The sequence below is a fragment of the Promicromonospora noduliphila genome, from assembly GCF_056951025.1.
Map to the genome: position 1 here is coordinate 1041203 of NZ_CM167806.1, position 18267 is coordinate 1059469.

15 protein-coding genes, 1 pseudogene and 1 riboswitch are annotated in these 18267 nt (G+C 73.3%); of the genes and pseudogenes, 10 read left to right on the plus strand and 6 right to left on the minus strand.

The window, feature by feature from the left end; genetic code table 11:
• The first annotated feature begins 244 nt into the window (after nt 1-244).
• The 3 genes from AC0QU1_RS04535 to AC0QU1_RS04545 all read left to right on the plus strand — a co-directional run bounded on the left by AC0QU1_RS04535 (nt 245) and on the right by AC0QU1_RS04545 (nt 4076).
• Nucleotides 245-1849 (plus strand): cell division protein PerM, encoded by a 1605-nt coding sequence (locus tag AC0QU1_RS04535; RefSeq protein WP_483574695.1) that lies wholly within the window; start codon nt 245-247, stop codon nt 1847-1849.
• A 9-nt stretch (nt 1850-1858) separates the two neighbouring features.
• Entirely contained in the window at nt 1859-2503 is a 645-nt protein-coding gene (gene purN, locus AC0QU1_RS04540; RefSeq protein ID WP_483574697.1) for a phosphoribosylglycinamide formyltransferase, read from the plus strand.
• 271 nt (nt 2504-2774) lie between these two features.
• Entirely contained in the window at nt 2775-4076 is a 1302-nt protein-coding gene (locus AC0QU1_RS04545) for an MFS transporter (protein ID WP_483574698.1), read from the plus strand.
• Between the two features lie 18 nt (nt 4077-4094).
• Here the strand turns inward: AC0QU1_RS04545 and AC0QU1_RS04550 are convergent, their stop codons facing one another.
• Nucleotides 4095-5147: an SDR family NAD(P)-dependent oxidoreductase gene (locus AC0QU1_RS04550; protein ID WP_483574700.1), complete on the minus strand. Its 1053-nt coding sequence runs from the start codon at nt 5145-5147 to the stop codon at nt 4095-4097.
• Nucleotides 5148-5206: 59 nt separating this feature from the next.
• Between AC0QU1_RS04550 and AC0QU1_RS04555 the strand changes: the two genes are divergently transcribed.
• A complete protein-coding gene (locus AC0QU1_RS04555) occupies nt 5207-5824 on the plus strand; it encodes a TetR/AcrR family transcriptional regulator (RefSeq protein ID WP_483574702.1) in 618 nt (205 codons plus the stop codon).
• A 33-nt stretch (nt 5825-5857) separates the two neighbouring features.
• Here the strand turns inward: AC0QU1_RS04555 and AC0QU1_RS04560 are convergent, their stop codons facing one another.
• Together AC0QU1_RS04560 and AC0QU1_RS04565 are read right to left on the minus strand one after the other, a co-directional pair.
• Complete coding sequence (locus tag AC0QU1_RS04560) at nt 5858-6136, minus strand: FAD-binding protein (protein WP_483574703.1); 279 nt, start codon at nt 6134-6136, stop codon at nt 5858-5860.
• Nucleotides 6137-6200: 64 nt separating this feature from the next.
• Nucleotides 6201-6986 (minus strand): annotated as a pseudogene (locus AC0QU1_RS04565) (FAD-dependent oxidoreductase); the annotation flags it as partial.
• A 206-nt stretch (nt 6987-7192) separates the two neighbouring features.
• Here AC0QU1_RS04565 and AC0QU1_RS04570 point away from each other — a divergent pair.
• From AC0QU1_RS04570 to purH, 3 genes are all read left to right on the plus strand, one after another.
• The gene (locus tag AC0QU1_RS04570; protein WP_483574705.1) at nt 7193-7783 is read left to right on the plus strand and encodes a type IV toxin-antitoxin system AbiEi family antitoxin domain-containing protein; all 591 of its coding nucleotides are present in this window, start codon (nt 7193-7195) and stop codon (nt 7781-7783) included.
• Entirely contained in the window at nt 7780-8334 is a 555-nt protein-coding gene (locus tag AC0QU1_RS04575) for a nucleotidyl transferase AbiEii/AbiGii toxin family protein (protein WP_483574706.1), read from the plus strand. Before AC0QU1_RS04570 ends, AC0QU1_RS04575 begins: the two co-directional genes overlap by 4 nt.
• A 66-nt stretch (nt 8335-8400) precedes the next feature.
• Nucleotides 8401-8487, plus strand: a riboswitch (ZMP/ZTP riboswitch).
• Between the two features lie 33 nt (nt 8488-8520).
• Complete coding sequence (purH, locus tag AC0QU1_RS04580; protein WP_483574707.1) at nt 8521-10161, plus strand: bifunctional phosphoribosylaminoimidazolecarboxamide formyltransferase/IMP cyclohydrolase; 1641 nt, start codon at nt 8521-8523, stop codon at nt 10159-10161.
• Between the two features lie 28 nt (nt 10162-10189).
• Here purH and AC0QU1_RS04585 read toward each other — a convergent pair whose 3' ends face one another.
• Nucleotides 10190-11665 carry an FAD-dependent oxidoreductase gene (locus AC0QU1_RS04585; RefSeq protein ID WP_483574708.1) on the minus strand — a complete coding sequence of 492 codons (1476 nt, stop codon included), beginning with the start codon at nt 11663-11665 and terminating at the stop codon, nt 10190-10192.
• A 120-nt stretch (nt 11666-11785) separates the two neighbouring features.
• On the opposite strand from AC0QU1_RS04585, the gene AC0QU1_RS04590 reads away from it, so the two are divergent.
• Nucleotides 11786-12220 carry a DUF3017 domain-containing protein gene (locus AC0QU1_RS04590; RefSeq protein WP_483574709.1) on the plus strand — a complete coding sequence of 145 codons (435 nt, stop codon included), beginning with the start codon at nt 11786-11788 and terminating at the stop codon, nt 12218-12220.
• 65 nt (nt 12221-12285) lie between these two features.
• On the opposite strand, the gene AC0QU1_RS04595 is transcribed toward AC0QU1_RS04590, so the two are convergent.
• Nucleotides 12286-13527: a septum formation family protein gene (locus AC0QU1_RS04595; RefSeq protein WP_483574711.1), complete on the minus strand. Its 1242-nt coding sequence runs from the start codon at nt 13525-13527 to the stop codon at nt 12286-12288.
• Between the two features lie 137 nt (nt 13528-13664).
• A complete protein-coding gene (locus AC0QU1_RS04600) occupies nt 13665-14636 on the minus strand; it encodes an MIP/aquaporin family protein (protein WP_483574712.1) in 972 nt (323 codons plus the stop codon).
• A gap of 174 nt (nt 14637-14810) precedes the next feature.
• Between AC0QU1_RS04600 and AC0QU1_RS04605 the strand changes: the two genes are divergently transcribed.
• Both AC0QU1_RS04605 and AC0QU1_RS04610 read left to right on the plus strand, forming a co-directional pair.
• Nucleotides 14811-15797, plus strand: coding sequence for a malate dehydrogenase (locus AC0QU1_RS04605; RefSeq protein ID WP_483574714.1), 987 nt, complete (start codon nt 14811-14813; stop codon nt 15795-15797).
• 159 nt (nt 15798-15956) lie between these two features.
• The gene (locus tag AC0QU1_RS04610) at nt 15957-18167 is read left to right on the plus strand and encodes an NADP-dependent isocitrate dehydrogenase (RefSeq protein ID WP_483574715.1); all 2211 of its coding nucleotides are present in this window, start codon (nt 15957-15959) and stop codon (nt 18165-18167) included.
• Nucleotides 18168-18267: the final 100 nt, after the last annotated feature.

Consider the following 18267-nt stretch of genomic DNA (forward strand, 5'->3'; position numbering starts at 1 on the left):
GACGCCCGGGTCACCCGCGTGACCCGGGCGTCTGGCCTGTGGCGCGTCCGCAGCGGGCGGACGGAGCGCGGCGGGCGGGCCGTGCGCGCCGCGGGCGGGCGGTGCGCACGGCCGCGCGAAGCGGCCTTTTACACCGGATCGTGCGGAAAACTCCATATCTCGCCGTGATTTTCCCCGGGTTCACCCCGGGCCACGCCGGAGCAGATCCCCGTGGTGACGCCGACGAGCGGGTGAAGATTGGCGGGTGAGCGCACCACCCCGCCCGAGCACGACCCCTCGCACCTCCGGCGCCAGCACTTCCGGCGCCCGGTCGAGCCGCCCGGCCGGTAGCCCGGCCGGCGTCCGTCCCGCCGCCCGTCGCGGCCGCGTGGTCGAGGAGCCGTCCACCCCGGAGGAGCGGCCGCTCGCGCTCTCCCACCTCGTCGCGGGCTTCCTCTCCGCCGCGCAGGCCCTCGTGCTGTCCCTGGCGGTCGTGGTGCTCCCGGCCGTCGTCGCCTACCTCGTGGGCTCCGCCGCGCTGTCCGCCGACGCCCCGGACGACGGCGCCCAGGTGCGCTCCGCCGTCGACGTTGCGATGGGCATCTGGCTGCTCGGCCACGGCGTCCCGCTCACGGCCGACGGCGTGACGGTCTCCCTCGCCCCGCTCGGCATCGCCGCCCTCGCGCTGTTCGCCACGTACGCCTCGGCCAAGCGCTTCGCCACGACGTCGGTCCGGGCCTGGGCCGCCGGCACCGTCACCTACGCCCTGTGCACGACGGCGGTCGCGGCCCTCGCGGGCAGCGCACCCGGCTGGTCGCTCGCCCTGGCGCCCCTGGGCGGCCTGGTCATGGGCGGGCTCGGCATGGCGCTGGGCATCCTGGCCCGGCCGGACGCCCCGACTCCCGCGGAGATCGGCGAGCGCGCCGAGGAGCTGGCGCTCCGGCTCACCGGCGTCGACCTGGTCCCGGCGACCCTGCGCCTCGGGCTGCGCGGCGGCACAGTCGCCGTCGCGCTGCTGGTCGGCGGGGCCGCGCTGCTGGTCGGGGCGTGGGCGCTGGCGGGGCGCGCGACGTCGTCGGACATCATCAACGCGCTCGAACCGGGCTGGACCGGCGGGATCGTGTTCGCCGTCGCGCAGCTCGCGCTGCTGCCCAACCTTGTGCTGTGGGCGCTCGCGTGGCTCGCCGGGCCGGGCTTCGCCGTCGGCGAGGAGACCAGCTTCACGCCGTTCGGCCTGGTCTCCGGACCGCTGCCCGCGATCCCGCTGCTCGGGGCGCTGCCCGGGGCCGACTGGGCGAACCCGGTCAGCGCCTGGGCACCCCTGCTCGTGATCGCGTGCGGTGTGGTGGCCGCCCTGTTCGTGTGGCGGCGGCTGGAGCCGGCGCTGGTCCGGTGGTCCGACGTCGGCTGGGTGCTCGGCGGCATCGTGTGCGTGCCCGCCGTGCTCGTGCTGCTGGGCCAGTGGGCGGCGTCGGGTGCGGGCGGCCCCGGCCGCCTGTCCGAGGTCGGGGCGAACCCGCTGGTGACGGCGGGTCTGGTCTCCGCAGAGGTCGGCGGGGGAGCGGCCGCGGTGCTGCTCGGCGCGAAGCTCGACGTGGTCGCGCGGCGCGGCGAGCTCGGCGAGGACCTGGTGGCGTGGCTGCGCCGCCCGGCGCCGGTGCGGGCCGACGGCGGTGCGGGGGATGTGGCGCCGGAGGATGCGGGGCCGGAGGACGGGGCGTCGGAAGACGGCGCGCGGGATCTCGCGGCAGAGCTCGGGCTGGGTGATGAGCCGGGGCCACTCGGCGGGCCGGGGCGCCCGGCCGCACCGATCGGGGACGTGACGCAGCAGGCAGATGACCGGGCACCGGGGGCCGACGCCGGAAAGTAGGCTGACCTCGTGCAGACACCCTCCGGTCACCCCGTCGAGTCCACGTCCGCCCAGCGCGTCGTCGTCCTGGTGTCCGGGCTCGGTTCCAATCTCGCGGCCCTGCTCGCCGCGCACGAGGAGGCGTCCTACGGGGCGCGGGTGGTCGGCGTGGTGACCGACAACCCCGCCGCGGGCGCCCTCGACCTGGCGCGGGACGCCGGGGTCGCGTCCGTCGTCGTCTCCACCAAGGACTTCGAGGACCGGCCCGCGTGGAACCTGGGGCTGGCCGAGGCCGTGGCCGTGTTCCAGCCAGACCTCGTGGTGCTGGCCGGCTTCATGCGCATCCTCGCGCCGACGTTCGTGCGCCGGTTCGAGGGCCGGATCGTCAACACGCACCCCGCCCTGCTGCCCTCCTTCCCTGGCGCGCACGGCGTGCGCGACGCGCTCGCCCACGGCGTCAAGGTCACCGGCTGCACGGTGCACGTCGTGGACGACGGCGTGGACACCGGTCCGATCATCGCCCAGGCCGCCGTGCCGGTCCTGGAGGACGACGACGAGCCGACGCTGCACGAGCGCGTCAAGGTCGCCGAGCGCGCCCTGCTGGTCGAGACGGTAGGCCGAATCGCCCGCGAGGGCCTCTACGTGGCAGGCCGCAAGGCGTCGATCGGCCGCTGAGCCGCCGCCGCGGTGGGGCTTTCGGATCGAGCCGCGTCCGGGTTGCGCTCGCTCGAAGCGTAGGTGCCGGGTCCGCTGAATCTTGTTCACTCTGGACACGACTAATTCGCCTGCGCTGAACTCTTCAGCTCAGCCCGCAAAGCCGGGGCATTGCCGAACGCATTTCAGCCCAGCCGGCACCTCCCTGCGGCGCGTCGCGGCTCGTCGCCTGCGAGACCGTCACGGTGGACATTTCACCCGAGCGACGTGCCCGACCGTTACGTTGTGCGGCGTGACCGCAGAGACGCCAGCGCCGCAGGCCCCGACCGCTGTCCCGCCGTCCGGTGTTCCGCTTCGGCGTAACCAGGCCTACCTCCTGCTCACCACCGGGCGGTTCGCGCAGGCCATCGGGGCCGGCGTCGGCACGTTCGCCATACCGCTGCTGGCGTTCGAGGTCACCGGCTCGGTGGGGCAGGCGGGCCTGGTCAGCGGCGTCGGCCAGGTGGGTGCGCTGCTGGCCACGCTCCCGGCGGGCGTCGTCGCCGACCGGGTGAACCGGCGTCTGCTGCTGCTCGTCGCCGCCGCGACGGGCGCCGCGCTCTGGGCGACCGTCGCGGCCGCCGGCCTCGCGGGGACCCTGAGCGCGTGGCACCTGGCGGTCGTCCTGTTCGGGTCCTCGATGGTGAGCGCGTTCGTGAACCCGGCGTCGGGCGGCGCGCTGCGCGCCGTCGTGCCGGCCGAGCAGATGGCCAGCGCCATGGCCGTGAACCAGGGGCGGATGGCGGCGGTGGCCCTGTTCGCGGGACCCGTGGGCGGGTTCCTGTACGGCATGGCGCACGTGCTGCCGTTCGTGGCGTCCGTGGTCGGGCACGCGATCGAGGTGGTGGCCATCTCGTTCGTGCGCAAGCCGCTCAACGGCGAGCGGACCGAGCGGACCCACCCCCTGACCGACCTGCGCGAGGGCCTGCGCTTCGTGGGCGCCGTTCCGCTGTTCCGAGCGGTGCTCGTGCTGATCACGCTGCTGAACCTCACCTCGATCGCGCTGATCGTGGCCATCAACCTGGAACTGGTGCGCACCGGAACCGACCCGCGGCTCATCGGGCTGGTCGACGCGTGCGCGGGCATCAGCATGCTGGCGGGCGCGATCGTCGCGGGCCCGATCGTGCAGCGCACCCGGGTCGGCCGGTTCGGGATCCTGACCGTCGGCCTGCTCGCCGGCGCGCTGGTCGTCATGGCGCTCGCGCCGACGTACTGGGTGTTCGTCTCGATGCTGGCGGTCGGTGTGTTCCTCTACCCGGCGCTCAACGCGGGCTTCACCGGCTACCTCACGGTGATCATCCCCGACCGCATGATGGGCCGGGCCACCTCGCTGCTCGCGCTGACGGGCCTGGTCGCCGCGCCGGCCGCGCCCGTGCTGGGCAGCGCGCTCCTGGAGGGCTGGGGCATCGGCGCCACGCTGTGGGTCATGGTGGGCGCCATAGCCTGCCTGCTCGTCGCCCTCGCCCTGACCAGGCCCCTCATGCGGATCGGCCGTCCCGACACCTGGGCGGCCGACGCGCTCGAGTGGCCGACGCCGCCGCCGTCGGCCACCTGAGGTTCGGCCACCTGAGGTTCAGACGGCGGACCAGCCGCCGTCCGACGCGACGACCGTGCCGTTGACGTTCACCGAGTCCCGCGACAGGAGGAAGGTGATCGAGGCGGCGAGCTGCTCTGCCGTGGCCAGGCTCGGGATGTTGGCCTGGTAGGGCCGCAGGACGGGTCCGCCGAACTCGGCCGCCTCTGGCACCGGCATGCCGGTCGCGACGCCGCCGGGCGCCACCGCGTTGGCCCGGATCCCGTTCTTCGCGTACATGACGGCTGTCGACCTGGTCAGGCCCACCACCGCGTGCTTCGACGCGGTGTAGGCGGCGCCGGCGGCCGAGCCGCGCAGCCCGGCCTCGGAAGCCACGTTGACGATGCGCCCCGCGCGCGCCGCCAGCATGCTCGGTACGACGGCGCGGGTGAGCCGCATCGTGCCCTCGAGGTTCACCCGCAGCACCCGCTCCCACATCGCGTCGCTCACCTCGTGCACGGCGGACATGTCGTCCATGATCCCCGCGACGTTGGCCAGGGCATCGATGCGGTCGCCCGCCGCGTCGACGATGCGCGCGACGTCGTCCTGGTTCGAGATGTCTCCCGCCACGGGAACCACCTCCGCGCCCGCCGGGAGGCTGGTCAGCGCGGCGACGAGCTCGTCCAACCGGTCCGCCGAGATGTCCGCGGCCACGACCCGGCCGCCCTCGCGGGCCACGCGGGACGCGACGGCCCGGCCGATGCCGGAGGCCGCGCCCGTGACGACGACGGTCTGGCCGGCGAACCGGCCGGGCGTGATCTCCTCGGCCCAGCCGGCCGCGGCCGGCGAGCCCTGGGCGGCCTCCGCGGACGCGGCCTCCCCGGACGCCGCCTCCTCGGGCGCGGCCGCCCGGTACGCGGCCATCATCCCTTCGAGCGCCTCGGCGGGGAACCGGCCGCCCGACAGCGCGACGAGCTGCTCCAGCGGGAGGCCGCGGGCGGGGATGAGCGAGTCCGGCGTGGCCCCGCCCTGCGCGAGGAGGCCGGCGAGGATCTGGGCACCGACGGGGTGGTCGAGCCACTCGCCGACGGTGGAATGAACGGTCAGTGCCATGGTGTGCTCCTCGGACGATCTGGTACCGGACAACTCTGTCCGGTACCTACACTACCGCCATGACCGGTGTACTTCGCGATCCCCGCCCCAGTGAGGTTCCTCGCAGCCCGCGGCGCCGCGGGGGAGCGCCCAACCTCGGACCCCGCGCTGCGGCGGGCAACCGTGCGGCGCTGCTCGCGGCCGCGCGCGAGGTCTTCGGGTCGGCGGGCACCAACGCGCCGCTCAGTGCGGTCGCCAGGCGCGCCGGCGTCGGGCAGGGCAGCCTCTACCGGCACTTCCCCGAGCGGCTGGACCTCGTGGTCGCCGTCTTCGAGGAGCAGGTGGTGGCGGTCGAGGAGCTGGCCGCCACGCCGGATGCCGCGCTGCCCGACCTGCTCGGGCTGGTCACCCGGCACGCCGTCGACTCGGTCGGGTTCGTGGACCTGGTCCGGTCCGGCGTGCCGGACGAGCGCGTGGTCGCGCTGGGCGAGCGCGTCGCCGCGGTGCTGGCCACCCGGCTGGAGGGTGCGCTCGCGGCGGGCGAGGTCCCGGCGGGGACGACGTCGGACGACCTGCTGCTCGCCGTGGCGATGGTGGCCGGCGGGCTGTCGCAGGCCGGGGCGGAGGTGCGCGCCCGCCGCGCGGCGCGCGCCTGGGAGCTGCTCGGCTTCGAGGTACGGATTCCCGACGCCGGATAGCGCCCCCGCCCTCCGGAGCGCCCGCCTCCCGGCTCACGACGAGCGGCGCCGCGCCGCGTGCCCACCGCCGATCCAGCCGAACACCGCCGCCGGTCCGATCGTCGAGCCGGGCCCCGGGTAGGTGCGCCCCATCACCGACGCCGTCGTGTTCCCCGCCGCGTACAGGCCCGGCAGCACCGAGCCGTCCTCGCGCAGCACCCGCGCATGCTCGTCGGTGAGCAGCCCGCCCTTGGTGCCGAGGTCGCCTGGCACGATCCGGAGCGCGGAGAACGGGCCGCGCTCGATCGGCGCGAGGTTCGGGTTGGGCCGCACGTTCGGGTCGGAGTAGTAGCGGTCGTAGGCGGAGTCGCCACTCGGTCCGGTGCGCGAACCCGCCCGCGCCCAGGACGACGCCGCCCCGCGTCCGGATCGTGCGCCGGCCCTGCGGCGAGCCGACGACGGCGCCGGCCACCACGCCGTCCTCCACCAGCAGCTCGACCAGCGGCGTGCTGAGCCGCACCTCCGTGCCCTGCTCCCGCACGATCTCCATGAGCGAGCAGGCCAGGGCCGCGCCCATGCCCACCAGCTTCTTGCCGGTGAGCAGGCCGCCCAGCACGCGGAACACCAGCCGGGCGCCGCGCACGAAGCCCGATACGGTGGACCAGGCCCGGCTCAGCTCGTAGAAGTCGTCGTTCAGGACGGGGAGCGGCACGCCGTCCCCCACGCGGGACCGCTCGATCCAGTCGCCGAGCCGCCTGGTGTCGTACGGCCGGGGCTCGATCGAGCGACCGATCTTGCCGCCGGGCCGCTCGGGGTAGTAGTCGGGGTACTTCTTCGCGGGCGACCAGCGCATCCCGTGCCGCTCCAGCGCGGTGACCACCTCGCCGACGGTGTCGACGAACGCCTCGCGCCGGGCGGCGGAGCTCGTCGGGCCGACGTCGCCGATCGCCGCGGCCATGTAGGTCAGCGCCTCCGCGCGGGAGTCGGCGATCCCCGCGCGGCGCATCACCGGGTTGGCCGGCAGCCACAGCCCGCCGCCGCTGCGCATCGTGGTGCCGCCCCACCGGTCCGCCGACTCGACGACCAGCACCTTCGCCCCCGCGTCGGCGGCGGCGATCGCCGCGCTGAGCCCTGCGGCGCCGGTCCCCGCCACCAGTACGTCGACCACTTCTTCGTGCGCCATCGTGGGGTCCCTTCATGGGGTTCGGCCGCATCGGATGTAGTCCGAGCGGCAACCGGACTCCATCGTCCGGTTGCCGCCAACCTACTCCTGAACCCGGTGCGTACTGCAAGACCTTGGCCGGGTGGAAGGGCCGTGGGGTGGGAGAAGGTTTCTCAAACTCTCGTCATCCATGGTTTCATGTAGAGAGTTTGAGAAGGAGGCCGAGCATGTCGGCGGACCGGTTTCTTGACGGCGCGACGGCGTTCCGGGCGGCCGAGGCGCGCGCGGCGGGGATCAACTCGCACGCGCTGCGACGGATGGTCGACACAGGACGGCTGATCCAGTTGTCGCGGGGGCTGTACCTGCCCGCTGAGGCAGATGGGGATCTGGACTTGCTAGAGATCGCGACAAAGGCGCCCCGCGCGACGCTGTGCCTGACCAGCGCGCTTGCGCGCCATGAGCTGATCGACGACATTCCGGCGGCTCACGATCTGGCGCTTCCGCGAGGCAGCCACCGCCCGAATCTACGCGCGCCCGCACGATGGCATGCGTTCGACGAAGCCACTTTTGAGATCGAGCGCGGATCTGAGGCGATCGCCGGGGCGTCTCCGCAAGCGTCGATCGCGATCTACTCGCCGGCGCGATGCATCGTCGATGCCTTCAGGATGCGGAACGTCACGGGATATGAGACAGGTATAGACGCGTTGCGTGTGTGGTTGACGGGTCGTGGCAACCATCCCGCCGAGCTGCTCCGTATCGCTCGTCGGCTTCCCAGGGCGGAAGGTCCACTACGTACAGCATTGGAGTTCCTCACGTGAGCCCGAACTCGCCAGGCGTCACGCCTCGCGCTTCCGATATCCGGGGTGACGCCGCCGAAGTCGGCCGAGACAGGTACTTCGCAGTACGGCGCCTCGCGGTGCGGCACGGCCGCGCGGCCGCCGAGATGCTCATGCTCTACAAGGACGTAGCCGTCCTTGGCTACCCGCCGGCCATGGTTGTCGCCGAGAAGTATGTGACTGCGATCGCGCGCGGGGCGGCGTCCACTCGTTGGCGGGACTTCGTCGATCTGCGAACGATCAGCCACCTGCTCTCCTTTGGCGCCGTCGAGCTGAGGGCGTCGCTCGACGTTGTCGCCAAACATCGGGGGGTTGTACTTCGTCCTCTCCGGGACGTGCTGGAGCCCGACTACGGGACGACCGGGCAGGCGAAGTATGCGGCATGGCGGCGCAAGAACGGGCTGGAGGACATTGCGCCCGAAGAGTTTGCCGATGCCCTGGAAGCGGCCTGTTCGTTCGTCGATCCCGTCGCGGGACACGACTCCACCTCCGGAGGAGTGCGTTGGGATCCGGCAGCGCTTCGGTGGGTCTGAAGTGAGTCCGTGAGCCACCCGGGGTGCGGCGCAAGGCCCGGGCCGGTACCGCCGCCCCGCTAGACTGCGCATGGCCGTGACTGGCGAGGGTGGGTCACCACCGGGGAGCGGCCGAGCGACCCGTGATGCGCGCCGCCCGCCTGGGTGCCAGGGTTTTCCGCGAAGCTACCTCCGAGGAGAACCGCCATGTCCGGCGCACCGTCCACCCCCGACGTCCAGCTCACCGACGACTCGCAGCGACCCGTGCGGCGCGCCCTGCTGAGCGTCTACGACAAGACCGGCCTCATCGAGCTCGCCACCGCGCTGCACGGCGCAGGCGTCGAGCTGGTCTCGACCGGCTCCACCGCGGCGAAGATCACGGAGGCCGGCATCCCCGTCACCCCGGTCGAGCAGCTCACGGGCTTCCCCGAGTGCCTGGAGGGCCGCGTCAAGACGCTGCACCCGCGCGTGCACGCCGGCATCCTCGCCGACACCCGCAAGCAGGACCACCTCGACCAGCTCGCGCAGCTCGACATCGCGCCGTTCGAGCTCGTCGTCGTCAACCTCTACCCGTTCGCGGCGACGGTCGCGTCGGGCGCCGGGCCGGACGCCGTCGTCGAGCAGATCGACATCGGCGGACCGTCCATGGTGCGCGCCGCCGCGAAGAACCACCCGTCGGTCGCCGTGGTCGTGGACCCGGCCGCCTACTCCGCCGTCGTCGACGCCGTCCGTGCGGGCGGGTTCACCTACGCGCAGCGCAAGGCGCTCGCCGCGCAGGCCTTCGTGCACACCGCGACGTACGACGTCGCCGTGGCCTCGTGGATGGGCAACATCGTGTCGCCCACGGACGAGGTGACGGTCGACGGCGAGCCGCAGCACTCCGGCTTCCCCGCCTGGGTCGGCGGCACCTGGGACCGGTCGGACGTGCTCCGCTACGGCGAGAACCCGCACCAGCGCGCCGCCCTGTACACGCGCGGCGACGGCGGCACCGGGCTGGCCCAGGCCGAGCAGCTCCACGGCAAGGCCATGAGCTACAACAACTACGTGGACGCCGACGCCGCATGGCGGGCCGCCTGGGACCACGAGGGCCCGGCGGTGGCGATCGTCAAGCACGCCAACCCGTGCGGGATCGCCGTCGGCGCCCACATCACCGACGCGTACGTCAAGGCGCACGCCACGGACCCGGTCAGCGCGTTCGGCGGTGTGATCGCCGCCAACGGCGTGATCACGGCGGCGACGGCGGAGCACATCGCGCCGGTGTTCACCGAGGTGGTCGTGGCGACGGGCTTCGAGCCGGACGCGCTGGAGATCCTGCGGGCCAAGAAGAACGTCCGGCTGCTGGTCGTGCCCAAGGCGCCGTCCGCGGTCGTGGAGACCCGGCCCATCTCGGGCGGGCTCCTGATGCAGGCCACCGACCGGTTCCAGGCGCCGGGCGACGCCCTGGAGAACTGGACCCTCGCGACCGGCGAGGCCGCCTCGCCCAAGATGCTCGCCGACCTCGTCTTCGCCTGGCGGGCGGTGCGCGCCGCCAAGTCGAACGCGATCCTGCTGGCGCGCGACGGGGCGGCCGTCGGCATCGGCATGGGTCAGGTGAACCGCGTGGACTCGTGCCGCCTCGCGGTCGAGCGCGCGAACACCCTGGCCGACGGCGTCGAGCGGGCGAGGGGTGCCGTCGCGGCGTCGGACGCCTTCTTCCCCTTCGCGGACGGCCTCCAGGTGCTGCTCGACGCCGGGGTGACCGCAGTGGTGCAGCCGGGCGGCTCGATCCGGGACGACGAGGTCGTCAAGGCGGCGGAGGCGGCCGGGATCACCATGTACCTCACGGGCACGCGGCACTTCGCCCACTGATTCACCTGGCTGGGGGCGCGCGTCCGGCTCAGACGACGGCGTCCTTCAGCTTGACCGCCGGGTCCAGGGCGCGGTCCAGGTCGACCTCCAGCGGCACGCCGCGGTTCATCAGCTTGCGCACCTGCCCCACCTCGCGCGGTGAGTCGACGAGCAGCAGGGCCCGGACGGTCGCCACGCGGTGGCCGTCCGGGGTCCGGCGGGGGTGCCGGTCGAGCGCCCGCTCCAGGTAGAGCGCGGCCCAGCCGCCCGACGCTCGCCCGTCCGCCACCCGCCCGTACGCCGCCGGGCTGTTCGCTGCCGGCTCGTCCGAGGCCCGACCGTCCGCCCCCGGACGGTCGGCCGCCGGGCCGCCGCGCAGCACCACCTCGTCGAACGGCGACGGCACGCCGAAGAGCGCCAGGTCGTGCCCGAGCTGCTGCGAGAAGACGTACGGCGCGTGCGCCGGAACCGGGGCGAGCCCCAGCCGCTCGCGCACGTGCTCGGGCTCCGCTGCGCGCTCGTCGAGGCCCAGCAGGGCCCGGACCGTCGGCTCGGGGTCGTGCAGCGCCGCCGACCAGTGCCCGCCGGGGACCGGCCCGAACACCGGGTGCTCGCGCGTCGCGATGTCGCCGACGGCCCAGACGCGGCGCAGCGCGTCGAGGTGCAGCCGGCCCGCCCGGTCGGTCGGCGAGTGCAGCCCCATGAGCCGGCCCGCGCGGTTGACCCGCAGCCCGCCGTTCGCGTCGAGCGGCAGCGATCCGGCGAGCCAGCCCGTCGCCGGCCGCGCGCCCACGGCGGCCAGCACGAGGTCGGCCTCCAGCACCCGCCCGTCGGCCAGGGTCACCGTCCCGCCGTCCTGCCCGTCGTCGCGCGGCCGCACCTGGTCGACGGCGACGCCCGTGACCAGGGTGACCCCCGCGTCGTCGTACCAGGGCGCGAGGAGGCCGCCGACCTTGCGGCCGAGCTGCCGTTCGAGCGGCACCGGGCCGGCCTCCACGACCGTGACGCGCGCGCCGGCGCCCGCCGCGACGCCGGCGACCTCCGCGCCGATCCACCCGGCGCCCACCACCACGAGCCGCATCCCCGGCACGACGGCGGCGCGCAGGCGCTCGGCGTCGGCAGCCGTGTGCAACGTGACCGCCGCGTCCCAGCCGGCGGGGCGGACGGCGGCGCTGCCGCAGGCGAGCACCACGACGTCGGCCACTATCGAGTCGCCCGACGCCGTCCGGACCACCGCCCGCTCCCGGTCCACCTCGAGGCGGGTGGCCGGGTCGGCGAGCCGCAGGTCGTCGGCGAGCGTGGTGAGGTCGATGCCGAGGTCGTCGGAGAGCCAGACCGGCTCCGTGCGCTTGAGCAGCTCCTTGGACAGCGGGGGGCGGTCGTAGGGCGGCAGGCCCTCCGCGCCGAGCACCGTCAGGTGCCCCTCGAACCCGTGTTTCCGCAGCGCAGCGGCCGTTTGTGCGCCCGAGAGCCCCGCACCCACGACGACGACGCTGCGGGGGACCTGAGCTGAACGCGAGGGCATGGACCTCACGGTAACTCGCGCTCCGCCAACCCGGGAGACAACCTGGGCACGTGCTGTCATTCAGGTTGCAAGCCGGTCACGGCACACAGAATCGCGACGTTTCGGTTGTACCCTCGTGCCGTGGATCTCAGTGAGACGCGGACCGCCCCCGGTGCCACGACGCTCCTCGAGCCGGGTTCGGCCGGAACGGCTACGCTCGAACGCACCGCAGAGGCCGGTCCGACGACGGCCGCCACCACGACCAGCCAGGAGCTCGACCGCAGTGAGGCCGTCAGCGGCGAGGTCTCCGACATGACGCCGGAGCTGCAGCGCAGCAACCTGGCGATCTGGCTCGTCCTCGGTGGTGTCGTGCTCTCGGTCCTGCTCGGCATGGTCACTGGCGCGCGGGTCGGGGCGATCGGCATCAGCGTGGTTCTCGTGGTGTGCGCGATCTTCCGCGCGGTGCTCGACAGCCCGGTCGGGCTCGTCATCCGCACGCGGACCGTCGACATCGTGCTGTACGGCGGCACCGCCGTGCTGATCGGCGCGCTCGCGGTGGCGACGCCCAGCATCTGACGCTCGGCACATCTGACTGGATCTGACGGCGTGGGCGCGTCAGCGCCCGACAGCGGCGGGCCGCCTCAGCGCTCCGCGCCCTCCAGCGAGCCGGTCACCAGCTCCTCCGACTCGACCACGCACAGCACGCGCCGGTCACCTTCGGCCCAGCTCTCCTCCGACGGCGCGATCGGCCAGTACAGCAGCTCCGACTTGGCCCACTGCCTGCCGACGAACCGCGCGAACTGCGGGTAGCAGTACGCGTCGGCGGCGTCCCACAGCGCCTGCTGGGTCGGCGGCTCGCCGCCCTGCCCGAGGCTGTCGGGCGCCGTCGTCTCGGCGTAGATCTCCCCGCCGTGCGCAGTGGTGCACGGCACCACCGGGATCCGGTACAGCGTGCTCTGGCCCGCGGTCGCCGCGGTGTCGAAGCAGTCGCCCACCTGCAGGTCCGGGATCTCCGCCCCGGCGGTCGCCGTGGTGTCCGACGACGGACCGGGGTCCTCGCCCAGGTCCAGCTCGCGGTCGGGGGTCGGCAGGACGTCCGGCTCGGTCGCCGGGTCCTCCGCGTACGGATCGGCGTAGGGGTCCTGGTACGGCTCGGCCGTCGCGCCGCCGTCGGGGACCGGCGTGGCGGACGGCGTCGGGGCGGTGAGCACGGGGCCGTCGTCGGCCGGCGTGAGCCCGAGCGGGCCCGCCAGAGCCGGCGGGACGAACGACCGGGCGGTCGAGACGAGCTCCGGCGGGAGCGACGCCGCGTAGGTGGGCGCGGCCGCGAGGCCGATCGCCAGGCCGACGATCCCCACCGCGCCGACGGCGACGGCGCCCACGGAGAAGTCGAGGGTGCGCAGCGAGGACTTCTTCGCGCGGCGCACGTTGCCCGTGCCGTTGGCCTCGACGGTGCGCATCGAGTGCACGAGGGCGGGGATCGCGAGCGGCCAGAACAGCAGGAACGCCGCGACCACCCAGCCGACGCGGGTCGGGTAGGGCAGCTCGGAGGCGTCGGCGGAGCTGGCCCCGGTGCCGGAGCCCTCGTCGGACGACGTCGCGTCCGGCTTGCCGGGCTCGTTGTCCGCGGCCTCGGGTGTTTCGTCGGCGGCCTCGGACGTGTCGTCGCCGGCCTTCGGCGCGTCGCCCGCCTGGTCCGGCGTCTTCTCCGACGGCGTGCCCTCGCCGTCGCCGGACGACGTCGCGTCCGGCGTGCCGGCCTCGGGCTCGGTCGCCTCAGCCGGCGGGCCGGCCGTCTGCCTGGAGTCCGTCGCGGCCGTCGTCTCCGGCTCCGGCGCGGCCGGTTCGGTCGCGTCGCGGGGCGTCTGCCTGGTGTCGGCCATGATTCCGGATCGTAGCGGTGGCGGGCGGTCTCCCGGAACCGCCGCCCGGCCCAACGTTCGGGTGGTCGGGACCGAGCGAGGCCGCACCTCCTGTGCGGGAGGTGCGGCCTCTGGCGTCGTGCACGTGCTGCGAGCGGTCAGGCCTTGTCGTCGGCCTTCTTCTCGGCCTCGGTCGCGTCGGGGCCCGAGACGGTCGAGGCGGGCTCCTCGGCCGTGGCGGTGGACGGCGCGGTGACGAGCTCCTGCTCCTCGATCTCGTCGAGGTCGTCGTCGTCCTCGTCGTCGTCCTCCTCGAGCTCCTCGGCCGCCTCCGGCTCGGCCGAGGCGAACGCGCGGTAGAACAGCGCGGCCAGGGCCGCACCGACGAGCGGGGCGATCCAGAACAGCCAGAGCTGGCGGCCGGAGCCGTCGCCGCCCCAGTCGTTCGCGAAGAGCGCGGCGGCCGTGGAGCGGGCCGGGTTCATGCCGGTGTTGGTCACGAACCACGAGACCAGCGTCAGCGCGGCGATGCTGAGGCCCACGGCGACGGGGGCGTAGCCGATCCTGCTGCGCGGGTCGTTGACGCCCAGGTACACGCCGACCAGCACCGCGGAGACGATGACCTCGACCAGCAGCGCCGGGAGCCAGTCGAACTGCGCCTGGCCCTGCGTCTGCAGGTAGAGCGGGGAGTGCTCGGCGAAGCCGTTGACGGCCGAGTCGAAGGCGTCGGGCGTGGTCTCCTGGCCCATCAGCGACAGGAGCGTCTGCGGCACCGTCGCGAACAGCACGGCGGCGGCGAGGATCGCGCCGACGAGCTGGGCACCCCAGTAGCTGAACATGCTGCTGACCGAGATCCGGCCGCCGAGCCAGGCACCCAGCGAGATGGCCGGGTTGAAGTGCGCGCCGGAGACCCGGCCGACGGCCGAGGCACCCGCGATGTAGGCGAAGCCAGCGCCGATCGCCACGCCGAGCCCGCCGACCGTGTTCAGCGGGCTATAGACGAGCACACCCACGATCACGAGCGTCAGCAGGAACGTGCCGAAGGTCTCGGCGAGCAGGCGGGAGAGGAGGCTGGGCGACTGCTCCTCGACCTCGGTGGCGCCGCTGGTCGCGGCGAGGTCCTGGGACATGAAGTCAGATCCTTTCAGTGGCACACCGGTGCGGTGCGCGTCATGGCAGCGTGCAGTGCGATGTCGCGCACATCCTGCCATTACCCGCCTGAGCAAAACCTGAACACGCGCGGGCTTTTTCTTCACCGTACCCGCGCTGACGGGGACGGCATCCTTTGTGCAAGAGTGGGGCCCATGACTGAACCCGTGAATGTCACCGTCACCGGAGCCGCTGGCCAGATCGGGTATGCGCTCCTCTTCCGCATAGCCGCGGGCGAGATGCTCGGCGCGGACACGCCGGTACGGCTCCGCCTCCTGGAGATCCCGCAGGCCGTCGCCGCCGCAGAGGGTACCGCCATGGAGCTCGACGACTGCGCCTTCCCGAACCTCGCCGGCGTCGAGATCTTCGACGACCCGGTCAAGGCCTTCGACGGCGTCAACGTCGCCCTCCTCGTGGGTGCGCGCCCGCGCGGCGCCGGGATGGAGCGCGCCGACCTGCTCGAGGCCAACGGCGGCATCTTCGGCCCGCAGGGCCGCGCGATCAACGACGGCGCCGCGGACGACGTCCGCGTGCTCGTGGTCGGCAACCCCGCCAACACCAACGCCCTCATCGCGGCGTCGAACGCCCCCGACGTGCCGTCCACCCGGTTCACCGCGATGACCCGCCTGGACCACAACCGCGCGCTCTCGCAGGTCGCGGCCAAGACGGGGACGCCGGTCGCGGACATCAAGAAGCTCACCATCTGGGGCAACCACTCCGCCTCGCAGTACCCCGACCTGTTCCACGCGGAGGTCGGCGGCCGCCCCGCCGCCGACGTCGCCGCGGACACCGCCTGGCTCACGGACGACTTCATCCCGACCGTCGCCAAGCGGGGCGCCGCGATCATCCAGGCACGCGGGGCGTCGTCGGCGGCGTCGGCGGCGAACGCGGCCATCGCGCACGTGCGCGACTGGACGCTCGGCACGCCCGAGGGCGACTGGACGTCGGCGGGCCTGTGGTCGTCGGGCGAGTACGGCGTCCCGGAGGGGCTCGTCTCCTCGTTCCCCGTGACGTCGGACGGCGGCGAGTGGAAGATCGTCGAGGGCCTGGAGATCGACGAGTTCTCCCGCGCCCGGATCGACGCGAGCGTCGCCGAGCTCGCGGAGGAGCGCGACGCCGTCCGTGCCCTCGGCCTCATCTGACGGCCCCGCTGCGACGCGCAGGTCAGGCGTACGGGACCCGTACGCCTGACCCGGCGTGGGGTGAGGTGCGTCTCGTGATTCCGGGGAGACCGGGCCTCTCAGGTATCTTGATATCGAGAGATCGGCACATTCCACTAACCCGGGGAGTCAGCCACACCCATGTCCACGATCATCTATACCCACACGGATGAGGCCCCGCTTCTGGCGACGTACTCGTTCCTGCCGATCGTCTCGGCCTACGCGGCCAAGGCCGGTGTGGACGTCGAGACCCGCGACATCTCGCTCGCCGGCCGGATCATCGCGCAGTTCCCGGAGCGGCTCACGGACGAGCAGCGCCAGCCGGACGCCCTCGCCGAGCTCGGCGAGATAGCGCACGACCCGTCGGCGAACATCATCAAGCTGCCCAACATCTCGGCGTCGGTGCCGCAGCTCAAGGCGGCCATCGCGGAGCTTCAGAGCCTCGGCTACGACCTCCCGGATTTCCCGGAGAGCGTCGAGACCGACGAGCAGAAGGACGCGCGCGAGCGCTACGGCCGCGTCATGGGCTCCGCGGTGAACCCGGTGCTGCGCCAGGGCAACTCCGACCGCCGCGCCCCGGCGTCGGTCAAGAACTACGCGAAGGCGCACCCGCACCGCATGGGCGCGTGGACGCCGGAGTCGAAGACGAACGTGGCGACCATGGGTCACGACGACTTCTTCTCGAACGAGAAGTCCGTGATCATCCCGGCCGACGACACCCTGCGCATCGAGCACGTCGCTGCCGACGGCACGGTGACCGTCCTCAAGGACGGGCTGAAGGTCCTGGCGGGCGAGGTCGTCGACGGCACGTTCCTCGACGCGGCCGCGCTGGACGTGTTCCTCGCGGAGTCGATCGAGCGGGCGAAGGCCGAGGGCGTCCTGTTCTCGGTGCACCTCAAGGCCACGATGATGAAGGTCTCCGACCCGATCATCTTCGGCCACGTGGTGAAGGCGTTCTTCAAGCCGGTCTTCGAGAAGTACGGCCAGGACCTGGCCGCCGCCGGCCTGTCGGCCAACGACGGCCTGGGCGGCATCTTCGCCGGCCTGGCGGCGCTGCCGAACGGCGCGGAGATCCGCGCCGCGTTCGACGCCGCGCTGGCCGACGGCCCGAAGATGGCCATGGTCAACTCGGACAAGGGCATCACCAACCTGCACGTCCCGTCCGACGTCATCGTCGACGCCTCGATGCCCGCCATGATCCGCATCGGCGGCCACATGTGGGGGCCGGACGGCGAGGAGGCGGACACCCTCGCCGTGATCCCCGACTCGTCCTACGCCGGGATCTACCAGACGGTGATCGACGACTGCCGCGCCAACGGCGCCCTCGACCCGGCCACGATGGGCTCCGTCCCGAACGTAGGCCTCATGGCGCAGGCCGCCGAGGAGTACGGCTCGCACGACAAGACCTTCGAGATCGCGGCCGACGGCGTGGTTCGTGTGCTGGACGGCGCGGGTGCGGTGCTGATGGAGCACGCCGTCCGCGCCGGTGACATCTGGCGCGCCTGCCAGACCAAGGACGCCCCGATCCGCGACTGGGTCAAGCTGGCCGTGACCCGGGCCCGCCTCTCGCAGACCCCCGCCGTGTTCTGGCTGAACTCGCGCCGCGCGCACGACGCGAACCTGATCCAGAAGCTGGAGCAGTACCTTCCGGAGCACGACACCGAGGGCCTCGAGATCCACGTCATGGACCCGGCGGAGGCGACGGCGTTCTCGCTCGCGCGCATCCGCCAGGGCCTGGACACCATCTCGGTGACCGGCAACGTGCTGCGCGACTACAACACCGACCTGTTCCCGATCCTCGAGGTCGGCACGTCGGCCAAGATGCTCTCGATCGTGCCGCTCATGAACGGCGGCGGCCTGTTCGAGACCGGCGCCGGCGGCTCGGCCCCGAAGCACGTGCAGCAGCTCGTCGAGGAGGACTACCTGCGCTGGGACTCGCTCGGCGAGTTCTTCGCGCTGGCCGCGTCCTTCGAGCACCTCGCCGTGCGGGAGGGCAACGCCCGCGCCCAGGTGCTGGCCGACACCCTGGACCGCGCCACGGGGACGTTCCTCAACGAGGACCGCTCGCCCGGCCGTCGTCTGGGGACCATCGACAACCGCGGCTCGCACTTCTACCTCGCCCTGTACTGGGCGCAGGAGCTGGCCACGCAGTCCGACGACGCCGAGCTGGCCGCCACCTTCAAGCCGCTCGCCGAGGCGCTGGCCGCCGGCGAGCAGGCGATCGTGGACGAGCTGCTCGCGGTCCAGGGCAAGCCGGCCGACATCGGCGGGTATTACCGGCCGGACGACGCCAAGGCGACTGCGGTGATGCGCCCGAGCGCGACCTTCAACGAGGCCCTCGCGTCCCTCTGACGTCGCCTCCCGCGCCACCCGTCAGACGCTCAGGCCGCTCCGGCGACCTGGGCGTCTGACGTGTGCGCCGGTTCCTGACCGGCGGCGTGACGTGCGTCGC

What these genes read in the sequence shown, in the direction of transcription:
- AC0QU1_RS04585 (WP_483574708.1), bottom strand. Translation starts at nt 11,665, where the DNA reads ATGCCCTCGCGTTCAGCTCAGGTCCCCCGCAGCGTCGTCGTCGTGGGT.
- AC0QU1_RS04600 (WP_483574712.1), bottom strand. Translation starts at nt 14,636, where the DNA reads ATGTCCCAGGACCTCGCCGCGACCAGCGGCGCCACCGAGGTCGAGGAG.
- AC0QU1_RS04550 (WP_483574700.1), bottom strand. Translation starts at nt 5,147, where the DNA reads ATGGCACTGACCGTTCATTCCACCGTCGGCGAGTGGCTCGACCACCCC.
- purH (WP_483574707.1), top strand. Translation starts at nt 8,521, where the DNA reads ATGTCCGGCGCACCGTCCACCCCCGACGTCCAGCTCACCGACGACTCG.
- AC0QU1_RS04610 (WP_483574715.1), top strand. Translation starts at nt 15,957, where the DNA reads ATGTCCACGATCATCTATACCCACACGGATGAGGCCCCGCTTCTGGCG.
- AC0QU1_RS04605 (WP_483574714.1), top strand. Translation starts at nt 14,811, where the DNA reads ATGACTGAACCCGTGAATGTCACCGTCACCGGAGCCGCTGGCCAGATC.
- AC0QU1_RS04595 (WP_483574711.1), bottom strand. Translation starts at nt 13,527, where the DNA reads ATGGCCGACACCAGGCAGACGCCCCGCGACGCGACCGAACCGGCCGCG.
- AC0QU1_RS04555 (WP_483574702.1), top strand. Translation starts at nt 5,207, where the DNA reads ATGACCGGTGTACTTCGCGATCCCCGCCCCAGTGAGGTTCCTCGCAGC.
- AC0QU1_RS04570 (WP_483574705.1), top strand. Translation starts at nt 7,193, where the DNA reads ATGTCGGCGGACCGGTTTCTTGACGGCGCGACGGCGTTCCGGGCGGCC.